Source organism: Aquitalea palustris, from assembly GCF_003693445.1.
Classification (GTDB): Bacteria; Pseudomonadota; Gammaproteobacteria; order Burkholderiales; family Chromobacteriaceae; genus Aquitalea; species Aquitalea palustris.
In genome coordinates this window covers 1-16,402 of record NZ_RFAR01000023.1, presented here as the reverse complement: position 1 = coordinate 16,402, position 16,402 = coordinate 1, and the positions used below count along the sequence as shown (strand labels likewise).

Here is a 16,402-nt window from a genome sequence, read left to right as displayed (position 1 = left end):
TCACTGCCCCCGAGCATGAGCGGGCAGGGTCAATGCATGGCTGCAAAGGACTGGGAGAGTGAATACAAAGGGGATGTTTGCAAGCTGGGCGGCCTTTGCGCTGTTTGCCGCCAGCTTGTTGTTATGGCCCAGACAGGTGCTGGGTGAAATTCCTTTATATGGTTTCCTGCCACACGGCCTGTTCGCCGGCTGGCTGCTATGGCGTGGTGCCGGTGTGGCCTGGCGCTGGCCGGTGGCGGCATGGCTGATCAGCATGCAGTGGCTGGCATGGCCATGGGCGCTGGCGCTGTCTGCGTCGCTGCTGCTGATGCTGCCAGGTGCACGCTTGCTGCAGGGGGACACCGGCGCGGAGGATGGCTCGGCCATTGCCCAGTTGCTGTGGCGACTGCTGGAAGTTTCCGCCTATCTGCTCGCCCCGCCAGTGGCCTTGCTGGGCATCTTTTCGCTGTGGTACGGCAATTTGCCGCAGGTATTGCAATGGACGGCGCTGGCTGCCGGTTGCGCCATGCTGGCCATGACCTGCTGGCTGCCACTGCTGCGCATGCCCGGCTGGCCCGACCGGCGTCGCCTGCTGGAATTGCTGGTGATTCTGCTGGTGATGCTGGTGGTGTGGGCCTCCATGGTCAGCAATGCGCAAAGCCTGCCTTTTCCCCGCCCGGTATTATTCTTCCCGCTGCTGATCTGGGCCGCTTTCCGTGGCCGCTTGCTGGGGGCTTGCCTGTCTGGCTCGCTGCTCTGCCTGCTGCTGTCGCTGCCGTGTTTTCTGCCCGGCCTGTATCTGCATGCCGGCGTGGCCGAGCTGATGAACGACACCGTGCTCTGCCTCACCTTCATTGTGGCGGCCTTGCTGGTGGCCACGCTCAGTGATGTGCAGCGGCGCAAGGAAGACGAGCTGAACGAATTCCGTTCGCGGGTGGAGTCGCTGGTCAACAACAGCCCCAACATGATGTCGCTCAAGGGGCTGGATGGCCGCTTCCTGCTGGCCAATCGTGCGTACAGCCGCATGCTGGGCGTCAGCGAGCACGCCATGGTAGGCCGCTCGCTGGAAGACTATTTCACTGCCGATGACGCCAGCCGTATCAAGCAACAGGATGCGGTGGTGCTCAATTGCCTGGAGGCGCGCCAGTTCGAGGAAAGCTTCAGCGTGGGCGGCAGCAGCTTCACCATGCTAGTCAGCAAATTTCCGCTGTTCGACAGCCAGGGCCGGCCGGCCGGGGTAGGCAGCGTGGACACCGACATCACCCGCAGCCGCGAAGAGCAGCAGGCCAAGAAAGAGGCCGAAGACAAATACTGGGCGCTGGTGGAGCAGACCCTGGTGGGCATTTACATCATGCAGGACGAGAAGCTGGTGTATGTGAATCCCAAGCTGGCTGATATCGTCGGCTACCCGCCGCAGGAGATACAGAACATGGCGCTGGAGCGGCTGCTGCCCGCCAGCGAAGCCGCTCGCATCCGGCTGCAGATCAAGCGCCGGCTGCGCGACAATATCCCGATCATGCACTACACCACCCGCGCCATCAGCCGCGATGGCCATCTGGTTAACCTGGAAGTACACAGCCGGCTGGTGGAGTACGAGGGCAAGCCGGCGCTGATTGGCGTGGTGGTGGATATTTCGGACCGTATTGCGGCAGATACCAACCTCAAGCTGGCGGCCAAGGTATTCGAGAATTCGGCCGAGGGCATCCTCATCCTGGACGCCGATGCGCGCATCATCGCGGTCAACCATGCCTTTACCCGCATTACCGGCTACGAGGAAGGCGAGGCGCTGGGCAAGTTGTCGCGTATTTTTGCCGATAGCGACGATGTGGCCAGCCAGCACATGCAGCAGGCGCTGGCCCTGCACGGCCAATGGCAGGGTGAAATGCGCGACCGGCGCAAGAATGGCGACTGGTATCCGGCCGAGCTGTCCATCTCGCTGGTACGCGATGATGCTGGTTTTCACAGCAATTACGTCGCGGTGTTTTCCGACATTACCGTGCGCAAGCAGGCCGAAGAGCGCCTGCAGTTTTTGGCCAATCACGATCCGCTCACCCGCCTGCCCAACCGCAGCAGCCTGATCAGCCGGCTGGAACAGGCCATTGTCGAGATGAGTGGCGAACCCGGCCCGCTGGCGGTGATGTTTATCGATCTGGACCGTTTCAAGCTGATCAACGACTCATTCGGTCACCAGTCCGGTGATGAACTGCTGCGTGAAATTGCCATCCGTCTGTCTAACTCGGTGGGCGAGCGCGGCCTCCTGGCCCGCCAGGGCGGCGACGAATTCACCCTGCTGCTGACCCGTTTTGCCGATCAGTCGGAATTGGCTGGTCTGGCTGAGGAAATCCTCGCGGTGCTTGGCCGTGGCCTGCGGCTGGAAGAGCATGAGGTGTGTGTCACCGGCAGCATCGGTATCAGCGTGTTTCCCAATGACGGCACCGATGCGCGCAGCCTGCTGAAAAATGCCGATGTCGCCATGTACCGCGCCAAGGATGCCGGCAAGAACACTTATCAGTTTTTTGATGCCGAGATGAATACCCAGACTTTCGAGCGGCTGCTGCTGGAAAACGGCATGCGCCAGGCGCTGGAGCGGGGCGAATTCGAATTGCACTACCAGCCACAGCTCAATGCCGCCAGCCGCGACATGTCCGGGGTGGAAGTGCTGATACGCTGGCGTCACCCGCAACTGGGCTTGATCCCGCCCTTGCGCTTTATTCCGCTGGCCGAGGAAACCGGGCTGATCAAGCCGATTGGCGACTGGGTATTGCAGGAAGCCTGCCGTCAACTGAAAGCCTGGGATCAGGCCGGCCTGTATGTGCCGCGAGTGGCGGTCAATCTGTCGGCGCGCCAGTTCGAGCAGAGCACGCTGGTAGACAATGTGGCTCGCGCCTTGCAGACCGCCGGACTGGAAGCCAGCCGGCTGGAACTGGAAATTACCGAGAGCATGATCATGCAGAACCCGGTGGAAACCGTGCACCAGCTGGGCGAACTCAAGGCACTGGGCGTCTGGCTGTCCATCGATGACTTCGGCACGGGCTATTCCTCGCTGTCGCATCTGAAGCGCTTCCCGCTGGATACACTGAAAATCGACCGTTCCTTTGTCGACGGCCTGCCCGGCGATGAAGACAGCGTGGCCATTGCCGAAGCCATTCTGGCCATGTCCAGGAAGCTCAAGTTCAGCGTGGTGGCCGAAGGGGTGGAAAACGCCGCCCAGGCGGACTTTCTCGAACTCAAAGGCTGCACGCTGTTGCAGGGCTATCACTTTGGCAAGCCGGTGCCAGCGACCGAATTTCCGGCGCTGGCGGCACAGCTCAGCCAGTCGGCGCGGCTGGCGACCATGGCCGACTGGCAGGGCGATCTGTAGCGGGGACGCGCGCAGTTTGGCCGCCGCCTGGCCGGCTTTGCGGCTACAATAGCGGCCATTCCCCGTTTACAAGGCTTCAAGCGCATGAGCAACAAGCGACTCATTCACGGCTTTCATGCCATTAACGCCCGCTTGTGGCAGAACCCGAAGAGCCTGCTCGAAATCTGGCTGGCCGGCGGCCGCCACGACGAACGGGCCAAAGCGGTGCTGGAAAAAGCTGGCGAAGAAAACATCAAGCTGCACATCGTCGACAAGGCAAGGCTGGACAGCATGAGCGGCAATGCCCGCCATCAGGGCGTGGTGGCGATGATCGATGCCAGCCGTAATCACGTAGACCTGGACGACGTGCTGGAAAACCTGGCCGAGCCGCCGCTGCTGCTGATTCTGGACGGTGTCACCGATCCGCATAATCTGGGTGCCTGCCTGCGCGTGGCCGATGCCATGGGCGCGCATGCCGTCATCGCCCCCAAAGACCGCTCGGCCGGGCTGAATGCCACCGTATCCAAGGTAGCCTGCGGCGCAGCGGAGGTGATTCCCTATATCACCGTTACCAATCTGGCGCGCACCCTGCGTGACCTGAAAGACGCCGGGGTATGGATCGCCGGTACCACCATGGAAGCCGATACCGATCTGTTCCATGTCGACGCCGCCGGCCCGCTGGCCTGGGTAATGGGCTCGGAAGGCGAGGGCATGCGCCGCCTGACGCGCGAACACTGCGATGTGCTGGTGTCCATCCCCATGTTTGGCACGGTGGAAAGCCTCAATGTGTCGGTGTCCTCCGGCATGGTGCTGGCTGAAAGCCGCCGTCAGCGAGTGCTGGCCGCTGAAAAGGCCAGCTGAAGCAGCGTCGCCGCGCCACACCAACAACCCCATGCCCCGGCATGGGGTTTTTTGATGCAGGACAGCTTTTTGCCAGCTTGCTGATTCATTGCGGAACCTTGCTCGCTATACTCTGCTCTACGGTTTTTATACCCTTGGGGGGTATGTGAAAAGGCGGCTGTCTTGTCAGGCCGCAGCGTGTTCACCGCCCCCTGCTGACGGAGCCAATACATGGACAGAAGACATTTTCTGCAATTGAGCAGCGCGCTGGCCCTGACCCCTGTGCTGCTACGCCAGGCCTGGGCTGATGGCATGGGCAGCATGCCGGGCATGGATCACGCCGCCATGGGGCATGGCACTGCCAGCGATGCGGCACTGCCTGCTGCCGACAGCCTGGGCCTGGCGCGTGGCCTGCCATTGTCATCGCTGTCCCGGCTGCAAAATCACGGCGGGGCCGGTCATCTGGTGGGCCAGCTGGCCGCCGCACCGGTCCAGCTTCCCCTGCTGCCGGGCAAGCCGGCTACCACCTTCTGGGCCTATAACGGCCAGATTCCCGGCCCGGCCATCGTTGCCTGGGAGGGCGATGAAGTCCGCCTGCAGTTTACCAACCAGTTAAGCCAGCCCAGCACCATCCACTGGCATGGCATGCCGGTGCCGGCAGAGCAGGATGGCAATCCGCATGATCCGGTCCTGCCCGGCCAGCAGCGTACTTATCATTTCGAGCTAGCTGCGGGCAGCGCGGCCAGCTACTGGTATCACCCGCACCCGCATGGTCATACCGCTCAGCAAGCCTATATGGGCCTGGCCGGGGTGTTCGTGGTGAAAAGCCGCCACGATCCGCTGGCGCATTTGCCCGAGCAATGGCTGGTGCTGTCCGACCTCAAGCTGGACGCGCAGGGGCAGATTGCCGCCAATAGCGCGGCTGACCAACACGATGGGCGTGAAGGCCAGTTCGTGCTGGTCAATGGCGGCTGGCAGCCGGTGATTGCCTTGGCCGAGGGCGAACGGCAGCGCTGGCGTATCTGGAACGCCAGCAGCGCGCGCATCCTCAAGCTGGCCTTGCCGGCGCACGAGGTCGATCTGGTGGGGACGGATGGCGGGCTGATCGCGGTGCCACGGCGCATCGACACCCTGCTGCTGTCACCGGGTGAGCGGGCCGAAATCGTCATCACCGGGCGCTTTGCCGCTGGTAAAGCATCTGCCTTGCAGGCCTTGCCCTACCAGCGTGGCAAGGCCATGGGCAAGGAGCAGGGCGACATCCTCACCCTGGCCACAATCAAGCGCAGCGGTAGCAAGGCAACGGCCGAGCTGCCAGCAACGCTGCGCCCGATTGCGGCGCTGGGCGCGCCTGCCGTCAAGCGGGTGGTCAACTTCAGCGAAAACATGGCCGACCCAAGCGCCATGTTCCTGATCAATGGCAAGAAGTTCGACATGAATCGGGTGGATTTCAGCGGCAAGGTGGGCCAGGTCGAAGAGTGGGATATCGTCAGCCAGGCGCATATGGATCATCCCTTCCATATTCACGGCACCCAGTTCCAGGTGCTGGCCCGTACCGATGACGGGGTGTGGCAGGACGAAGCCTTCCTGGCCTGGCGCGATGTCGTCAACATTCCGGCAGGCGAAACGGTGCGGCTGCGCTTTGTCCAGCAGCGGCCAGGCTTGCGCATGTTCCACTGCCACATTCTGGAGCATGAAGACGCCGGCATGATGGCCACGCTGGACGTCCGCAGCTAAAGCCGCCACGCGGCGCAGGGCAGCGGGCGATGCTACACTGACACTCCTGTTGTCCAACCGCTGCCGGAGTTCGCATGAGTCTTGCCCCCAAAACCGATGCCTGCTGTCACACGCCGCCCGATGTTGCCGGCAAGAGCGTGGTACAGCCGAACAAATCGGCGCTGCTCAAGCGGCTGGCGCGCATCGAGGGCCAGGTGCGCGGCATCAGCGGCATGGTGGAAGCCGATCGCTACTGCGTCGATGTGCTGACCCAGGTGGCGGCGGTGAAGTCGGCGCTGGATGCGGTATCCATGCAGTTGCTGGAAAACCACATGAAAGGCTGTGTCAGCAAGGCCTTGCAGGAGGGCGACGCCACCGGCATGGTGACCGAGCTGATCGAGGTGGTGAAGAAAGTCCGCTAACCATTACCGCGCCGCTGACAAAACCTCGCAGAGGACCTGGGCCAAGGAGCGCTGCCGCTGACAGTACTCGTCGTACGGTAAGGCGGCGCAAGGCAGGGCGAGGTCTGTTAACGGGTATTAACAATAGCGGCCGCGCGCAGGCGCAACACTTGCTTTAGTCTTTCATTCGGCGTTGCCGCATTCCGTTTCCCGCCCTTTTCAGGAAATCACCGAGATGAAAACCGTATTGTCCGTGCTGGCCGGCCTGCTGCTGTCGTCGTGGTCGCTAGCCGACCCGCTGCCTTTCGAGCAGTTCATGCATTTGCACCGCGACATGAGTGAAGCCGAGCTGCTGCAAGCGGCCGGCAAGCCGGATTATGTGCGTGCCGACCCCGCCGCCAATGGCGACCGGCAGTTGTTCTGGCTGGGCGATGCCGATCTGCCCTACACCACGCTGGTGATTCTGCACAACGGCCTGGTCAGCGATATCCGGCGCGAAAAACGGCTGTAAGCCACCAGCAGCCTTGCTGCTTTTGCCACGCTTGCCGTATTGTGCCGCAGCCACTGGCCGATTTTGTTTGCCGCAGCAGGATTAAGTGCGTAGAATGCTGCGGTTTCACTACCTTGCTTTTTGCAACCGCATGGCAAAAAGCTAAATAGCCATAAGGAGTTAACATGCGTCATTACGAAATCGTGTTCATCGTCCATCCGGACCAGAGCGAACAGGTTCCGGCCATGATCGAGCGCTACAAGGGCATGGTTCTGGCCGCTGAAGGCAAGATTCACCGTCTGGAAGATTGGGGCCGTCGTCAACTGGCTTACCCGATCCAGAAGCTGCACAAAGCCCACTACGTTCTGATGAACGTTGAGTGCCAGTCCGAAACCCTGGCCGAGATCGAGCACGCCTTCAAGTTCAACGACGCTGTTCTGCGTCACCTCACCATCAAGCTGGATCGCGCCGTTACCGAAGCGTCCCCGATGATGAAGGACGAAAAGGCCAAGAACCTGCTGGATTCCCAGCAGCCGGCAGCCGAGGCCGAAGCTGCTGCCTAATTGGCAGGAGACAAGGACTTGCAGAACCGTCTGGTATTGACCGCGACGGTCGAACGCGAAGAAGCCCTGCGTTACACCCCTGCCGGTATTCCGGTGGTGGAAATGTGGATCAGGCACCAGTCTAGACAGACTGCCGGCGGGTTCGAACGCGATGTGGCCTGTGAAATCCAGGCCGTGCTGATTGGAGAAGACGCCCGGAAACATGCCGGGAAACTGGCAGGAAACGCGGTGACATTCACCGGATTCCTGTCCCAGCGCAGTCTGAAGAATCCGCGGTTGGTACTCAATATCGAATATGTTGAATTTGTAAAAGGTTAGTCAAAATGGCTCGTCAACTCTTCAAGCGCAAGAAGTTCTGCCGCTTCACGGCAGAAGGCATCAAGGATATCGACTACAAATCCGTTGATCTGCTGAAAGACTTCATCGCCGAAAACGGCAAAATCATCCCGGCTCGCATTACCGGTACCAAGGCTCGCTACCAGCGTCAGCTGACCACTGCTATCAAGCGTGCTCGCTTCCTGGCATTCCTGCCTTACACCGACCAACACTAAGCCGGGAAAGGACTTAAGATGCAAATCATTCTGCTCGAAAAAGTTGCCAACCTGGGTCAACTGGGTGACGTGGTAAAGGTCAAGAACGGTTACGCCCGTAACTTCCTGATCCCGCAAGGCAAAGCCAAGCGCGCCACCGAAAACAACCTGAAAGAGTTCGAAGCTCGTCGCGCCGAACTGGAAGCCAAGCAAGCCGAGATCCTGGCCGATGCCAAGGTCCGTGCTGAAAAGCTGGTTGACGCTGTTATCACCATCGCGCAAAAAGCCGGTGTTGATGGCCGTCTGTTCGGTTCTGTGACCAATGTGGACGTGGCTGAAGCCGTGACCGCATTCGGCGTGGAAATCAAGCGTTTCGAAGTTCGCCTGCCGAACGGCCCGTTCAAGGCCATCGGTGAGTACGACATCGAAATCGCTCTGCACCACGACGTAGTATCCCCGATCAAGGTTGTTGTGGTCGGTCAAGCCTGATTCCCTGATCCGGAATCCAGCTTCAGGAAAAAGCCCGCTTCGGCGGGCTTTTTTCATGTCTTGCTCTCCCGGTACTGCGCCGCATTTCCCTGCATTCTCCTGCCGCAGACTTTACCGGCAAGGCTCAACTCCTTTCATGCTGCTGTTTCAGTCCTTTCCCATCAATCTGTCCGGCTAATTCAAATAAGCTCCCTGCTGATCTTTCCAACAGCTTTGCCCTGCACTGAAGGCAGGCCCTGTCATGGGCGGCCTCATTTCAACTGCAGTGGCCTGTCCTGACACAAGGAGTATTACCGCATGTCCTCTGCTGCATCCCGCTGTAGTGCTTTCAGTAGCTGGCTTTCCGAGGCACTGGCGGCGGAGGGGCCTGCTTCCCCGGAAGTGCTGCGGCAGGATATCCGCGCCGATGTCTGCATTGTGGGCGGTGGTTTTACCGGCTTGTGGACTGCCATCGAAATCAAGCAGGCCAAGCCGGACGCCGAGGTGGTCATGGTCGAGGCCAGACTGTGCGGCAGCGGGGCCAGCGGCCGCAATGGCGGCTTTGTGCTCAGCCTGTGGGCCAAGTACCAGTCGCTGGCCAAGATGTGTGGCGAGGCCGAAGCGCTGCGCCTGTGCCAGCAGTCATCGCAAGCCATCGTCGATTTGCAGGCCTTCTGCCAGCAACACGACATCGATGCCCAGTTGCGGCTGGACGGCTGGCTGTGGGCGGCCACCACCACCGCCCAGCTCGGCACCTGGGACAGTACCGTCAGCCAGCTGGAACAGCTGGGTCAGCATCCCTACCAGCAGCTGGCCGCTGGGCAGGCCGCGCAGCTGAGTGGTTCCAGCCTGCATCTGGACGGGGTGTTTGAGCCGGTATCGGCGTCCATCCAGCCGGCCATGCTGGCGCGTGGTCTGTTGCGCCATGCACGCCAACTCGGGGTCAAGGTGTACGAGTCTTCGCCGATGGAAAGGCTGGAAAGTGGTACTCCGGCACGGGTGCAATGCACTCATGGCAGCGTGCGTGCCGACAGGGTGATTCTGGCCATGAATGCCTGGGCCGCGCAGTTTGCCGACATTCGCAAGGCCTTTGTCGTGGTGTCCAGCGATGTCGTCATTACCCGCCCGCTGCCCGAGCTGCTGCAGTCCAGCGGCTGGAGCAACGGCATGACCATTTCCGATAGCCGCATGCTGGTGCACTACTACCGCACCACGCCGGATGGCCGCATCGTGTTCGGCAAGGGGGGCGGCAGCGAGCAACTGGTGTACGGCGCGAAGCTGGCCGGCAAGCTGGATGGCGCATCCGCCATTGCCGCCACCGTGGCTGGCCATTTGCGCCGCGCTTATCCAGGGGTGCAGTCCGCGGACATCGTCGGCAACTGGACCGGGCCCATTGATCGTACCCGTAATGGCCTGCCACATTTTGGTGCCTTGCCCGCTCAGGCCAATGTGTTCTATGCCATCGGCTACTCCGGCAACGGCGTCGGCCCCTCCATGCTGGGGGGAAAGATTCTGGCCGCGCTGGCCTTGCAGCTGGACAACGAATGGTCGCGCTGTGGCCTGGTGCATGGCCTGCAACGTGATTTCCCGCCTGAACCCTTCCGCTATCTGGGTGGCCGGCTGGTCCGTCATGCGGTCGGGCAGGTCGATCTGGCTGCCGATGAAAACCGCCAGCCGTCCTGGCTGATGCAGCAGCTGTGCAAGCTGGCCCCTTCCGGCCTGTCGCCCACCAAGGCGGCCACCTCCCATTCCCGCTAGACCTCATCTGGAGAACCGTATGTCCTGCTCATCCGATCTGGGACAGATCCGTCAGGCGCTGACCGCCTATTACGAGGCCCTGTATTACGGCCGCCCGGAGAAACTGGAAGAGGCTTTCCGTCCCGATGCCCTGCTGCTGGGCGATGTGGCAGGGGCCGAGTCACGGCTGGATCAGGCGCAATACCGCAGCCTGCTGCAAAGCCGGCCCTCGCCACATGCGCAGGGTGCGCCCTACGGGCTGCAGATTGGTGAAATCCGCCTCTGTGGCAACGCCGCCATGGCCGAATTGCAAACGCCGCTGGCCGGTCGGGTATTTACCGATTACGTCTCGCTGTTCAAGCGCCAGGGGCGCTGGCGCATCGCTTTCAAGCTGTACTCGCATCCGCAGTGAGCCCTGTTGCCATTCCAGTCTGTGTGCTGACTGCTCATTGCTGCCTTGTTGATCAATTACCGGGGTACTCCCATGCATTCAAGCGAACTTGCGCCAGCGGCGCCGCCTCATGAAGACTCCGGCCTGCTGGTCCAGCCCATTAGCGGGCTGGAAACCATAGGCATCATTTTTGGTACCAATATCGGAGCCGGCGTGCTGGGCATGGCCTTTGCCGCGCGCAAGACCGGCTATGTCCCGCTCTTGCTGTGTCTGGCCATTACCTGTGTGCTGTGCACCATCACCATGCTCTACCTGACCGAGGTGGCGCTGCGTACCCGTGGCAACCGCCAGCTTAGTGGCCTGGCGAGCCGCTATCTGGGCGGCCTGGGGGGCTGGCTGCTGTTTCTGGCGGTGGCGGCGAATAGTTTTGGCGCGCTGACCGCCTATATGGCAGGTAGTGGCAGCATCTTGCTGGATTTGCTGGGCGGGTATGGCATGAGCAAGGAGCTGGGCAGCATCCTGTTCATCGTGCCGTCGGTGGCGGTGCTGTATCTGGGCCTGAAGGTGCTGGGGGCGGGCAACAAGGTCATCAGCATGAGCATGATTGTCATCATCCTGGCGCTGATCATGGCTTCCATCGTCAGTCAGGATGCGCGCCTGAGCAATCTGTGGCTCAGTCGCTGGCAGTATGTGGTGCCGGTGTTCAATCTGGCGGTATTCGTATTTGGTGCGCAGTTCCTGGTGCCCGAACTGGTGCGTGGCAATCTGTCTGCCCCGCGCAAGCTGCCACGGTTGATCATGTGTGGCATGGCGCTGACCTTTGTCTTCGTCGCGCTGATTCCCGCGTCGGTGATCGCGCTGGTGGGCACCGACAATCTCACCCAGGTGGCCACGCTGAGCTGGGGCCGGGCGCTGGGGCAGTGGGCTTATTACACCGCCAATATCTTTGCCTTGCTGGCCATGCTGACTTCCTACTGGGGGCTGGGGGGCTGCCTGTTCACCAATATCTTCGACCACTTCCGCCTGGGTAGCGAAACCCAGAAGTCAAAACGGTTGCTGGTGCTGGTGGTGGTGGCGCTGCCGCCTTTTCTGCTGGCCTACTCGGGCATTGCCAGCTTCGTCAATGCGCTGTATTTCGCCGGTACTTTCGGTGGGGTGCTGATGGGCATCATTCCGGTCTTGTTGCTGAATGCGGCACGTCGCCGCGGTGATGCCGGCAGCGAGTTTGTCTGCGGCTGGTATGCCCACCGCAGTGTGCAGTGGCTGATCATGGCCACCTTTTTCCTTAGCGGCGTGTATGCGGTGGTGTCGCTGTTTGGCGTGTTGCCGGAAAGCTGGTAAGTCTGATGGCGATAGCCGGCCAAGTGCCGGGCCGGCTGTCGCCCGGGGGGCTTAGTCGTCCTGCAACACGATGCGGGCACGCAAGCCCGGTGCATCTGCTTCGGCAATGGCCAGCAGACGGTCGATATTGGGGTGTTTGCCCGGATGCAGGCGGGCATCGGCGGTATGTTCGGCATAAAGCGCCAGGCCTTGCTGTGCCGCTGCGCGGTCGAGATGACCATGCTGCTTGATCAGTGCGTGATAGACCCGTACCGAGCCGGCGGTGCCAGGCTGGTTTTCCAGGCGGGTGACCGGCTCGCCCGCCGCGTCCAATAGCACGATGGCGGCAATGCCGGTGGTGGCGGGGAGGGTGTCCAGAATGTCCTTGAAGGTGGGTGTGGTCATGGCTTGGTGTTCCTGCGTAGTGCTGGCAAAAGGTGGAAGATAGCCGCAGATGCTAGCACAGGAGTGATGCCACGGCCTGTTGCCGTGCATTGCCCATGGGTGGGCTGCTGCTGGTGCAGCAAGGCACTGTATTGGTGCATGCGCCAGGCTGTCGCTCATCGCTGGCGGAGTCTGTACGCAGCTGATATCAAATAATTTATTTGATATCAGCTGCTTAGTATGTGTGGCACGCTGTTTGCTATAGGAATGGCAGTAGCTGGCGACGGGTGATGGTGGCTTCGGCTGAACATCACCGTCCTGCGCCAGTCTGCAAAGGAGAAAACAGAGCGGCATAGCCGCCACCGGCCGGTCTGGCCGAAGGGACCACCCTTCGGCCAGACGACCAACCTCAGGCTGCGGCCATCAGGCCGGCTGCACACCCATCAGATATTTTCTGCTCATGGCCTTGAACAGCTCGCTGCCGGCCACTCCCAGCATTTCGAATAGCACCATTTCCCGGCTGACCAATACCGCTCCCGCAGCCTGCATGCGCTGCAGCCCCAATTTCTTGTCGCTGTTGCGGCGGCTGGCCACGGCATCGGCCACCACGAACACCTGCTTGCCCAAGGCCAGCAGTTGCAGCACGGTCTGCAATACACAGACATGGGTTTCCATGCCGCAGACAATCACCTGCTTGCGTGCCAGCAGGCTGTCGGGGAGACATTCTGCTGCCACGCAGGAGAAGTGCAGCTTCTCCACCACCGTGGCCTGTGGTGCGCTGGCCAGCAGGCTGGCCTCGGTATGGCCCAGACCACGCGGGTATTGTTCGGAAAACACCACCGGCAGGCCGGTATCGTGGGCCACCCCCACCAGCCACAGGCTGGCAGCCAGCATGGCGTCGGCCTGGTCTACTGCCGGTAGCAGCTTGTCCTGGATATCCACCACCAGCAGGGTGGCCTGATCGATCTGCATCAGCATGTCTGTGTCTCCCTCTCTGTAATTTGGAGCCGCTAACAAAATAGCGTTGTGTCGCTGGGCCAGGGCAGGGCCAGCAGTTGTAATGGCGCAGTCGGGTTTGGCTGGCGACGCTTGCCAGGCATGAATTGTCTGCTTGACAGGGTAATCCCTTGATGGGCGAAAAAGCCAGATGTGGCACTATGCCGCTTCAACATTCTTGGGACCATCCGCGCGGTGCTGGAGTTCAGCGCAGGCAGGGATGGTGCAACTGGCGTGGCAAGCCGACACAGAACCGCTGCCTGCGCCGTGGAGAGACTTCATGCTGCAAGGTGCTTACCGGCTGTTTCATCAGGCCATTGTCGAAGTGATCGACCCCAAGCGGGTGTTCACTGATCCGCTATCCACCCTGGCTTACGGGACGGATGCTTCCTGTTACCGGCTGGTGCCGAAGATCGTCATCCAGACCCATGACGAAGCCGAGGTGCAAGCCGTACTGGCCCAGGCCGCCGCACACAGCCTGCCGGTGACTTTCCGTGCCGCCGGGACTTCGCTGTCCGGCCAGGCGGTGAGCGATTCCATCCTGGTGGTGGCCAGCCACGGCTGGAAAGCCCTGCAAGTGCTGGATGATGGCCGTGCCATCCGCTTGCAGCCGGGGGTGATCGGTGCCGCCGCCAATGCGGCCCTGCTGCCGTTCGGACGCAAGATCGGTCCCGATCCGGCCACCATCAACTCCGCCATGATAGGCGGCATTGTCAGCAACAACTCCAGCGGCATGTGCTGCGGAACCGCGCAGAATACCTACCAGACCATCAAGAGCCTGCGGCTGGTGCTGGCTGATGGCGCGGTGCTGGATACCGGCGATGCGGCCAGTGTGGCCGCCTTCCGTCAGTCGCATGCCGGTCTGCTGGACGGCATCGCCGCGCTGGCGGCGCGTATTCGCTCCGATGGCGAGCTGGAAGCGCGCATCCGCCGCAAATACAAGATGAAGAACACCACCGGCTACAGCCTGAATGCGCTGGTGGATTTTGCCGACCCGCTGGACATGCTGTTGCACCTGATCGTGGGCAGCGAGGGTACGCTGGCTTTTGTATCGGAAGTGACTTACCACACGGTGGAAGAGCTGCCGCACAAGGCATCGGCATTGGTGCTGTTTCCCACCATCAAGGACGCCTGCGATGCCATCCAGCTGCTGGCGCAGCACAAGGACGTGGTGTCCTCGGCCGAACTGCTGGACCGCGCCAGCCTGCGCTCGGTGGAAAACAAGGCGGGGGTGCCGGCTGAGCTGAAAACCCTGGGCGACGAAGCGGCCGCCATCCTGATCGAAACCCGTGCCCGCGATGCGCTGGCGCTGACCGGGCAGATCAATGCCATCTGCGGCTATATCGCGGCCATTCCCAATCTGTCCGGCATTCATTTCACCGATGTGGCCGAGCAGTACACCCGCTTGTGGAATATCCGCAAGGGCATGTTCCCCAGTGTGGGCGCGATGCGGGCGGCGGAAACCACCGTCATCATCGAAGACGTGGTCTTCCCCATCGAACATCTGGCCGAGGGCACGCTCAAGCTGCAGGCCCTGTTCCGCCAATACCATTACGACGAAGCCATCATCTTCGGCCACGCGCTGGAGGGCAATCTGCACTTCGTGTTTACCCCCAATTTTTCTGGCGAGGCCGAAATCAAGCGCTACGAAGCCTTCATCGAGGCGGTGTGCAAGCTGGTGGCGGTGGATTACGAAGGCGCGGTCAAGGCCGAGCACGGCACCGGCCGCAATATGGCGCCCTTTGTGGAAATGGAGTGGGGCCCGGCGGCTTATCGCATCATGCAGGAGATCAAGGCGCTGTTTGATCCGGCCGGCATTCTCAATCCGGATGTGATCATCACCCACGACAAGCTGCTGCATATCCGCAATCTCAAACCGATTCCCACTGCCAACAGCCTGATCGACAAGTGCATCGAGTGTGGTTTCTGCGAGGTGATGTGCCCCAGCCGCGCCATTACCCTGAGCCCGCGCCAGCGCATCGTGGCCAATCGGGAAATGGCAGCCCTCAGCCAGAGCGGCCAGGATGCAGCGCGGCTGGAGGATTTGCGCGAGCGCTACCAGTTTGCCGGTGATGAAACCTGTACCACCTGCGGGCTGTGCGAATCTGCCTGCCCGGTCGGCATCAACACCGGTGCGCTTACCAGCCAGTTGCGCCAGCAGAGTCTGAGCGATACCGGCTGGGCCCTGGCCAACACCCTGGCCAGCCACTACGGCAGCGCCACCGCCGGGGCGCGGCTTGGTCTGCGCGCACTGCAAACCGTGCAAAGCGTGGCCGGCAATGCCGCTACCGGCGTGTTGATGCGCAGCCTGCGCCGGGTGGTGGGGCGGCGTATTCCCTACTGGACACCATACTTCCCGCGCGCAGCCAGCAAGCTGCGGCTGGATAGTGGCAAACAGGGCGAGCGCAAGGCGGTGTACCTGCCATCCTGCCTCACCCGCACCTTTGCCCCGGCAGCCGCGCTGCCCGACCAGCGCCCGCTGAACGAGGTGGTGGCGTCTGTGCTGGGCAAGGCGGGTTACCAGATTCTCTACCCGCAGCAGATGGATGGCCTGTGCTGCGGCACGCCGTTCAAGTCCAAGGGCGCGGCCGATGCTGCTGCCAGCAAGCTGGCCGAACTGGAAGCTGCCTTGCTGCAGGCCAGTGACAATGGCCGCTGGCCGGTGATTGTCGACAATGGCGTGTGTACCGCCAGCATGCTGGAAGGGCTGCAGGACAAGCGTCTGCAAGTGTATGACGTCACCCGCTTCGTGCAGGAGGTGGCCGCCGAGCATCTGGCCTTCACCCCGCAGCCAGAGTCGGTGGCCTTGCACGTGGTGTGCTCGATGCGCAAGACCGGCCAGGCCGCCATGCTCAATGCCCTGGCCAAACGCTGCGCCAGCACGGTAATCGAGCCGCAAGGCATTACCTGTTGCGGCTTTGCCGGTGACAAGGGCTTCAGCCATCCCGAGCTGAATACCAGTGCCCTGACCGGCTTGAAAGCCCAGGTGAAGGACTGCGGCAGCGGCTTCTCCAATAGTGTTACCTGCGAGATCGGCCTGTCGGCCAACTCCGGCATTCCCTACCAGAACCTGATGTACCTGGTGGACCGCGCCTGCCGCAGCCGCTGATCTGCAGTCCTGTCATCAATCGACAGCCCCGTTTCCATCATGGAACGGGGCTTCGATTATTGCCTCTCTCGCTTTCTGGCATGAAAGCGAGGCACCCTTGCAAGGCAAGGGCGGGGGGATTGGGAATAGATGGGAAGGCTG

15 protein-coding genes are annotated in these 16,402 nt (G+C 61.6%); 13 read left to right on the top strand and 2 right to left on the bottom strand.

The genetic code is table 11. The annotated features are described in order from the left end of the window. The first annotated feature begins 73 nt into the window (after positions 1-73). The 12 genes from EAY64_RS06900 (at position 74) to EAY64_RS06845 (ending at position 11,793) form a co-directional block, all read left to right on the top strand. Positions 74-3,340 carry a sensor domain-containing protein gene (locus EAY64_RS06900; protein WP_226034236.1) on the top strand — a complete coding sequence of 1,089 codons (3,267 nt, stop codon included), beginning with the start codon at positions 74-76 and terminating at the stop codon, positions 3,338-3,340. Between the two features lie 84 nt (positions 3,341-3,424). Continuing rightward, positions 3,425-4,180 (top strand): 23S rRNA (guanosine(2251)-2'-O)-methyltransferase RlmB, encoded by a 756-nt coding sequence (gene rlmB / locus EAY64_RS06895; protein ID WP_103524044.1) that lies wholly within the window; start codon positions 3,425-3,427, stop codon positions 4,178-4,180. Positions 4,181-4,390: 210 nt separating this feature from the next. Continuing rightward, complete coding sequence (locus EAY64_RS06890; protein WP_103524043.1) at positions 4,391-5,893, top strand: multicopper oxidase family protein; 1,503 nt, start codon at positions 4,391-4,393, stop codon at positions 5,891-5,893. 74 nt (positions 5,894-5,967) lie between these two features. Beyond that, on the top strand, positions 5,968-6,294 hold the full coding sequence (locus EAY64_RS06885) for a metal-sensitive transcriptional regulator (RefSeq protein WP_103524042.1): 327 nt from the start codon (positions 5,968-5,970) through the stop codon (positions 6,292-6,294). Between the two features lie 214 nt (positions 6,295-6,508). After that, positions 6,509-6,784, top strand: a complete 276-nt coding sequence (locus EAY64_RS06880; RefSeq protein WP_103524041.1) for a hypothetical protein — start codon at positions 6,509-6,511, stop codon at positions 6,782-6,784. A 164-nt stretch (positions 6,785-6,948) separates the two neighbouring features. Next, positions 6,949-7,326, top strand: a complete 378-nt coding sequence (gene rpsF / locus EAY64_RS06875) for a 30S ribosomal protein S6 (RefSeq protein WP_103524040.1) — start codon at positions 6,949-6,951, stop codon at positions 7,324-7,326. A gap of 18 nt (positions 7,327-7,344) precedes the next feature. Then, a complete protein-coding gene (priB, locus tag EAY64_RS06870; RefSeq protein ID WP_059287688.1) occupies positions 7,345-7,644 on the top strand; it encodes a primosomal replication protein N in 300 nt (99 codons plus the stop codon). 5 nt (positions 7,645-7,649) lie between these two features. After that, complete coding sequence (gene rpsR, locus EAY64_RS06865; RefSeq protein ID WP_028535202.1) at positions 7,650-7,877, top strand: 30S ribosomal protein S18; 228 nt, start codon at positions 7,650-7,652, stop codon at positions 7,875-7,877. Between the two features lie 18 nt (positions 7,878-7,895). Further along, positions 7,896-8,345 (top strand): 50S ribosomal protein L9, encoded by a 450-nt coding sequence (rplI, locus tag EAY64_RS06860; RefSeq protein WP_103524039.1) that lies wholly within the window; start codon positions 7,896-7,898, stop codon positions 8,343-8,345. 297 nt (positions 8,346-8,642) lie between these two features. Continuing rightward, positions 8,643-10,082 carry an FAD-dependent oxidoreductase gene (locus EAY64_RS06855; protein WP_103524038.1) on the top strand — a complete coding sequence of 480 codons (1,440 nt, stop codon included), beginning with the start codon at positions 8,643-8,645 and terminating at the stop codon, positions 10,080-10,082. A 19-nt stretch (positions 10,083-10,101) separates the two neighbouring features. Then, on the top strand, positions 10,102-10,473 hold the full coding sequence (locus EAY64_RS06850) for a nuclear transport factor 2 family protein (RefSeq protein ID WP_103524037.1): 372 nt from the start codon (positions 10,102-10,104) through the stop codon (positions 10,471-10,473). Between the two features lie 72 nt (positions 10,474-10,545). Beyond that, positions 10,546-11,793 carry an aromatic amino acid transport family protein gene (locus EAY64_RS06845; protein ID WP_103524036.1) on the top strand — a complete coding sequence of 416 codons (1,248 nt, stop codon included), beginning with the start codon at positions 10,546-10,548 and terminating at the stop codon, positions 11,791-11,793. A 51-nt stretch (positions 11,794-11,844) separates the two neighbouring features. Here EAY64_RS06845 and EAY64_RS06840 read toward each other — a convergent pair whose 3' ends face one another. Beyond that, complete coding sequence (locus EAY64_RS06840; protein WP_103524035.1) at positions 11,845-12,177, bottom strand: DUF2322 family protein; 333 nt, start codon at positions 12,175-12,177, stop codon at positions 11,845-11,847. Positions 12,178-12,579: 402 nt separating this feature from the next. After that, positions 12,580-13,134: a hydrolase gene (locus EAY64_RS06835; RefSeq protein WP_103524034.1), complete on the bottom strand. Its 555-nt coding sequence runs from the start codon at positions 13,132-13,134 to the stop codon at positions 12,580-12,582. Between the two features lie 298 nt (positions 13,135-13,432). On the opposite strand from EAY64_RS06835, the gene EAY64_RS06830 reads away from it, so the two are divergent. Beyond that, positions 13,433-16,261 carry an FAD-binding and (Fe-S)-binding domain-containing protein gene (locus tag EAY64_RS06830; protein WP_103524095.1) on the top strand — a complete coding sequence of 943 codons (2,829 nt, stop codon included), beginning with the start codon at positions 13,433-13,435 and terminating at the stop codon, positions 16,259-16,261. Positions 16,262-16,402 lie beyond the last annotated feature (141 nt).

Bases quoted from the DNA above. Each gene is read 5' to 3' on its own strand.
- EAY64_RS06900 (WP_226034236.1), top strand. From the start codon at position 74: ATGTTTGCAAGCTGGGCGGCCTTTGCGCTGTTTGCCGCCAGCTTGTTG.
- rlmB (WP_103524044.1), top strand. From the start codon at position 3,425: ATGAGCAACAAGCGACTCATTCACGGCTTTCATGCCATTAACGCCCGC.
- EAY64_RS06890 (WP_103524043.1), top strand. From the start codon at position 4,391: ATGGACAGAAGACATTTTCTGCAATTGAGCAGCGCGCTGGCCCTGACC.
- EAY64_RS06885 (WP_103524042.1), top strand. From the start codon at position 5,968: ATGAGTCTTGCCCCCAAAACCGATGCCTGCTGTCACACGCCGCCCGAT.
- EAY64_RS06880 (WP_103524041.1), top strand. From the start codon at position 6,509: ATGAAAACCGTATTGTCCGTGCTGGCCGGCCTGCTGCTGTCGTCGTGG.
- rpsF (WP_103524040.1), top strand. From the start codon at position 6,949: ATGCGTCATTACGAAATCGTGTTCATCGTCCATCCGGACCAGAGCGAA.
- rpsR (WP_028535202.1), top strand. From the start codon at position 7,650: ATGGCTCGTCAACTCTTCAAGCGCAAGAAGTTCTGCCGCTTCACGGCA.
- rplI (WP_103524039.1), top strand. From the start codon at position 7,896: ATGCAAATCATTCTGCTCGAAAAAGTTGCCAACCTGGGTCAACTGGGT.
- EAY64_RS06855 (WP_103524038.1), top strand. From the start codon at position 8,643: ATGTCCTCTGCTGCATCCCGCTGTAGTGCTTTCAGTAGCTGGCTTTCC.
- EAY64_RS06850 (WP_103524037.1), top strand. From the start codon at position 10,102: ATGTCCTGCTCATCCGATCTGGGACAGATCCGTCAGGCGCTGACCGCC.
- EAY64_RS06845 (WP_103524036.1), top strand. From the start codon at position 10,546: ATGCATTCAAGCGAACTTGCGCCAGCGGCGCCGCCTCATGAAGACTCC.
- EAY64_RS06840 (WP_103524035.1), bottom strand. From the start codon at position 12,177: ATGACCACACCCACCTTCAAGGACATTCTGGACACCCTCCCCGCCACC.
- EAY64_RS06835 (WP_103524034.1), bottom strand. From the start codon at position 13,134: ATGCTGATGCAGATCGATCAGGCCACCCTGCTGGTGGTGGATATCCAG.
- EAY64_RS06830 (WP_103524095.1), top strand. From the start codon at position 13,433: ATGCTGCAAGGTGCTTACCGGCTGTTTCATCAGGCCATTGTCGAAGTG.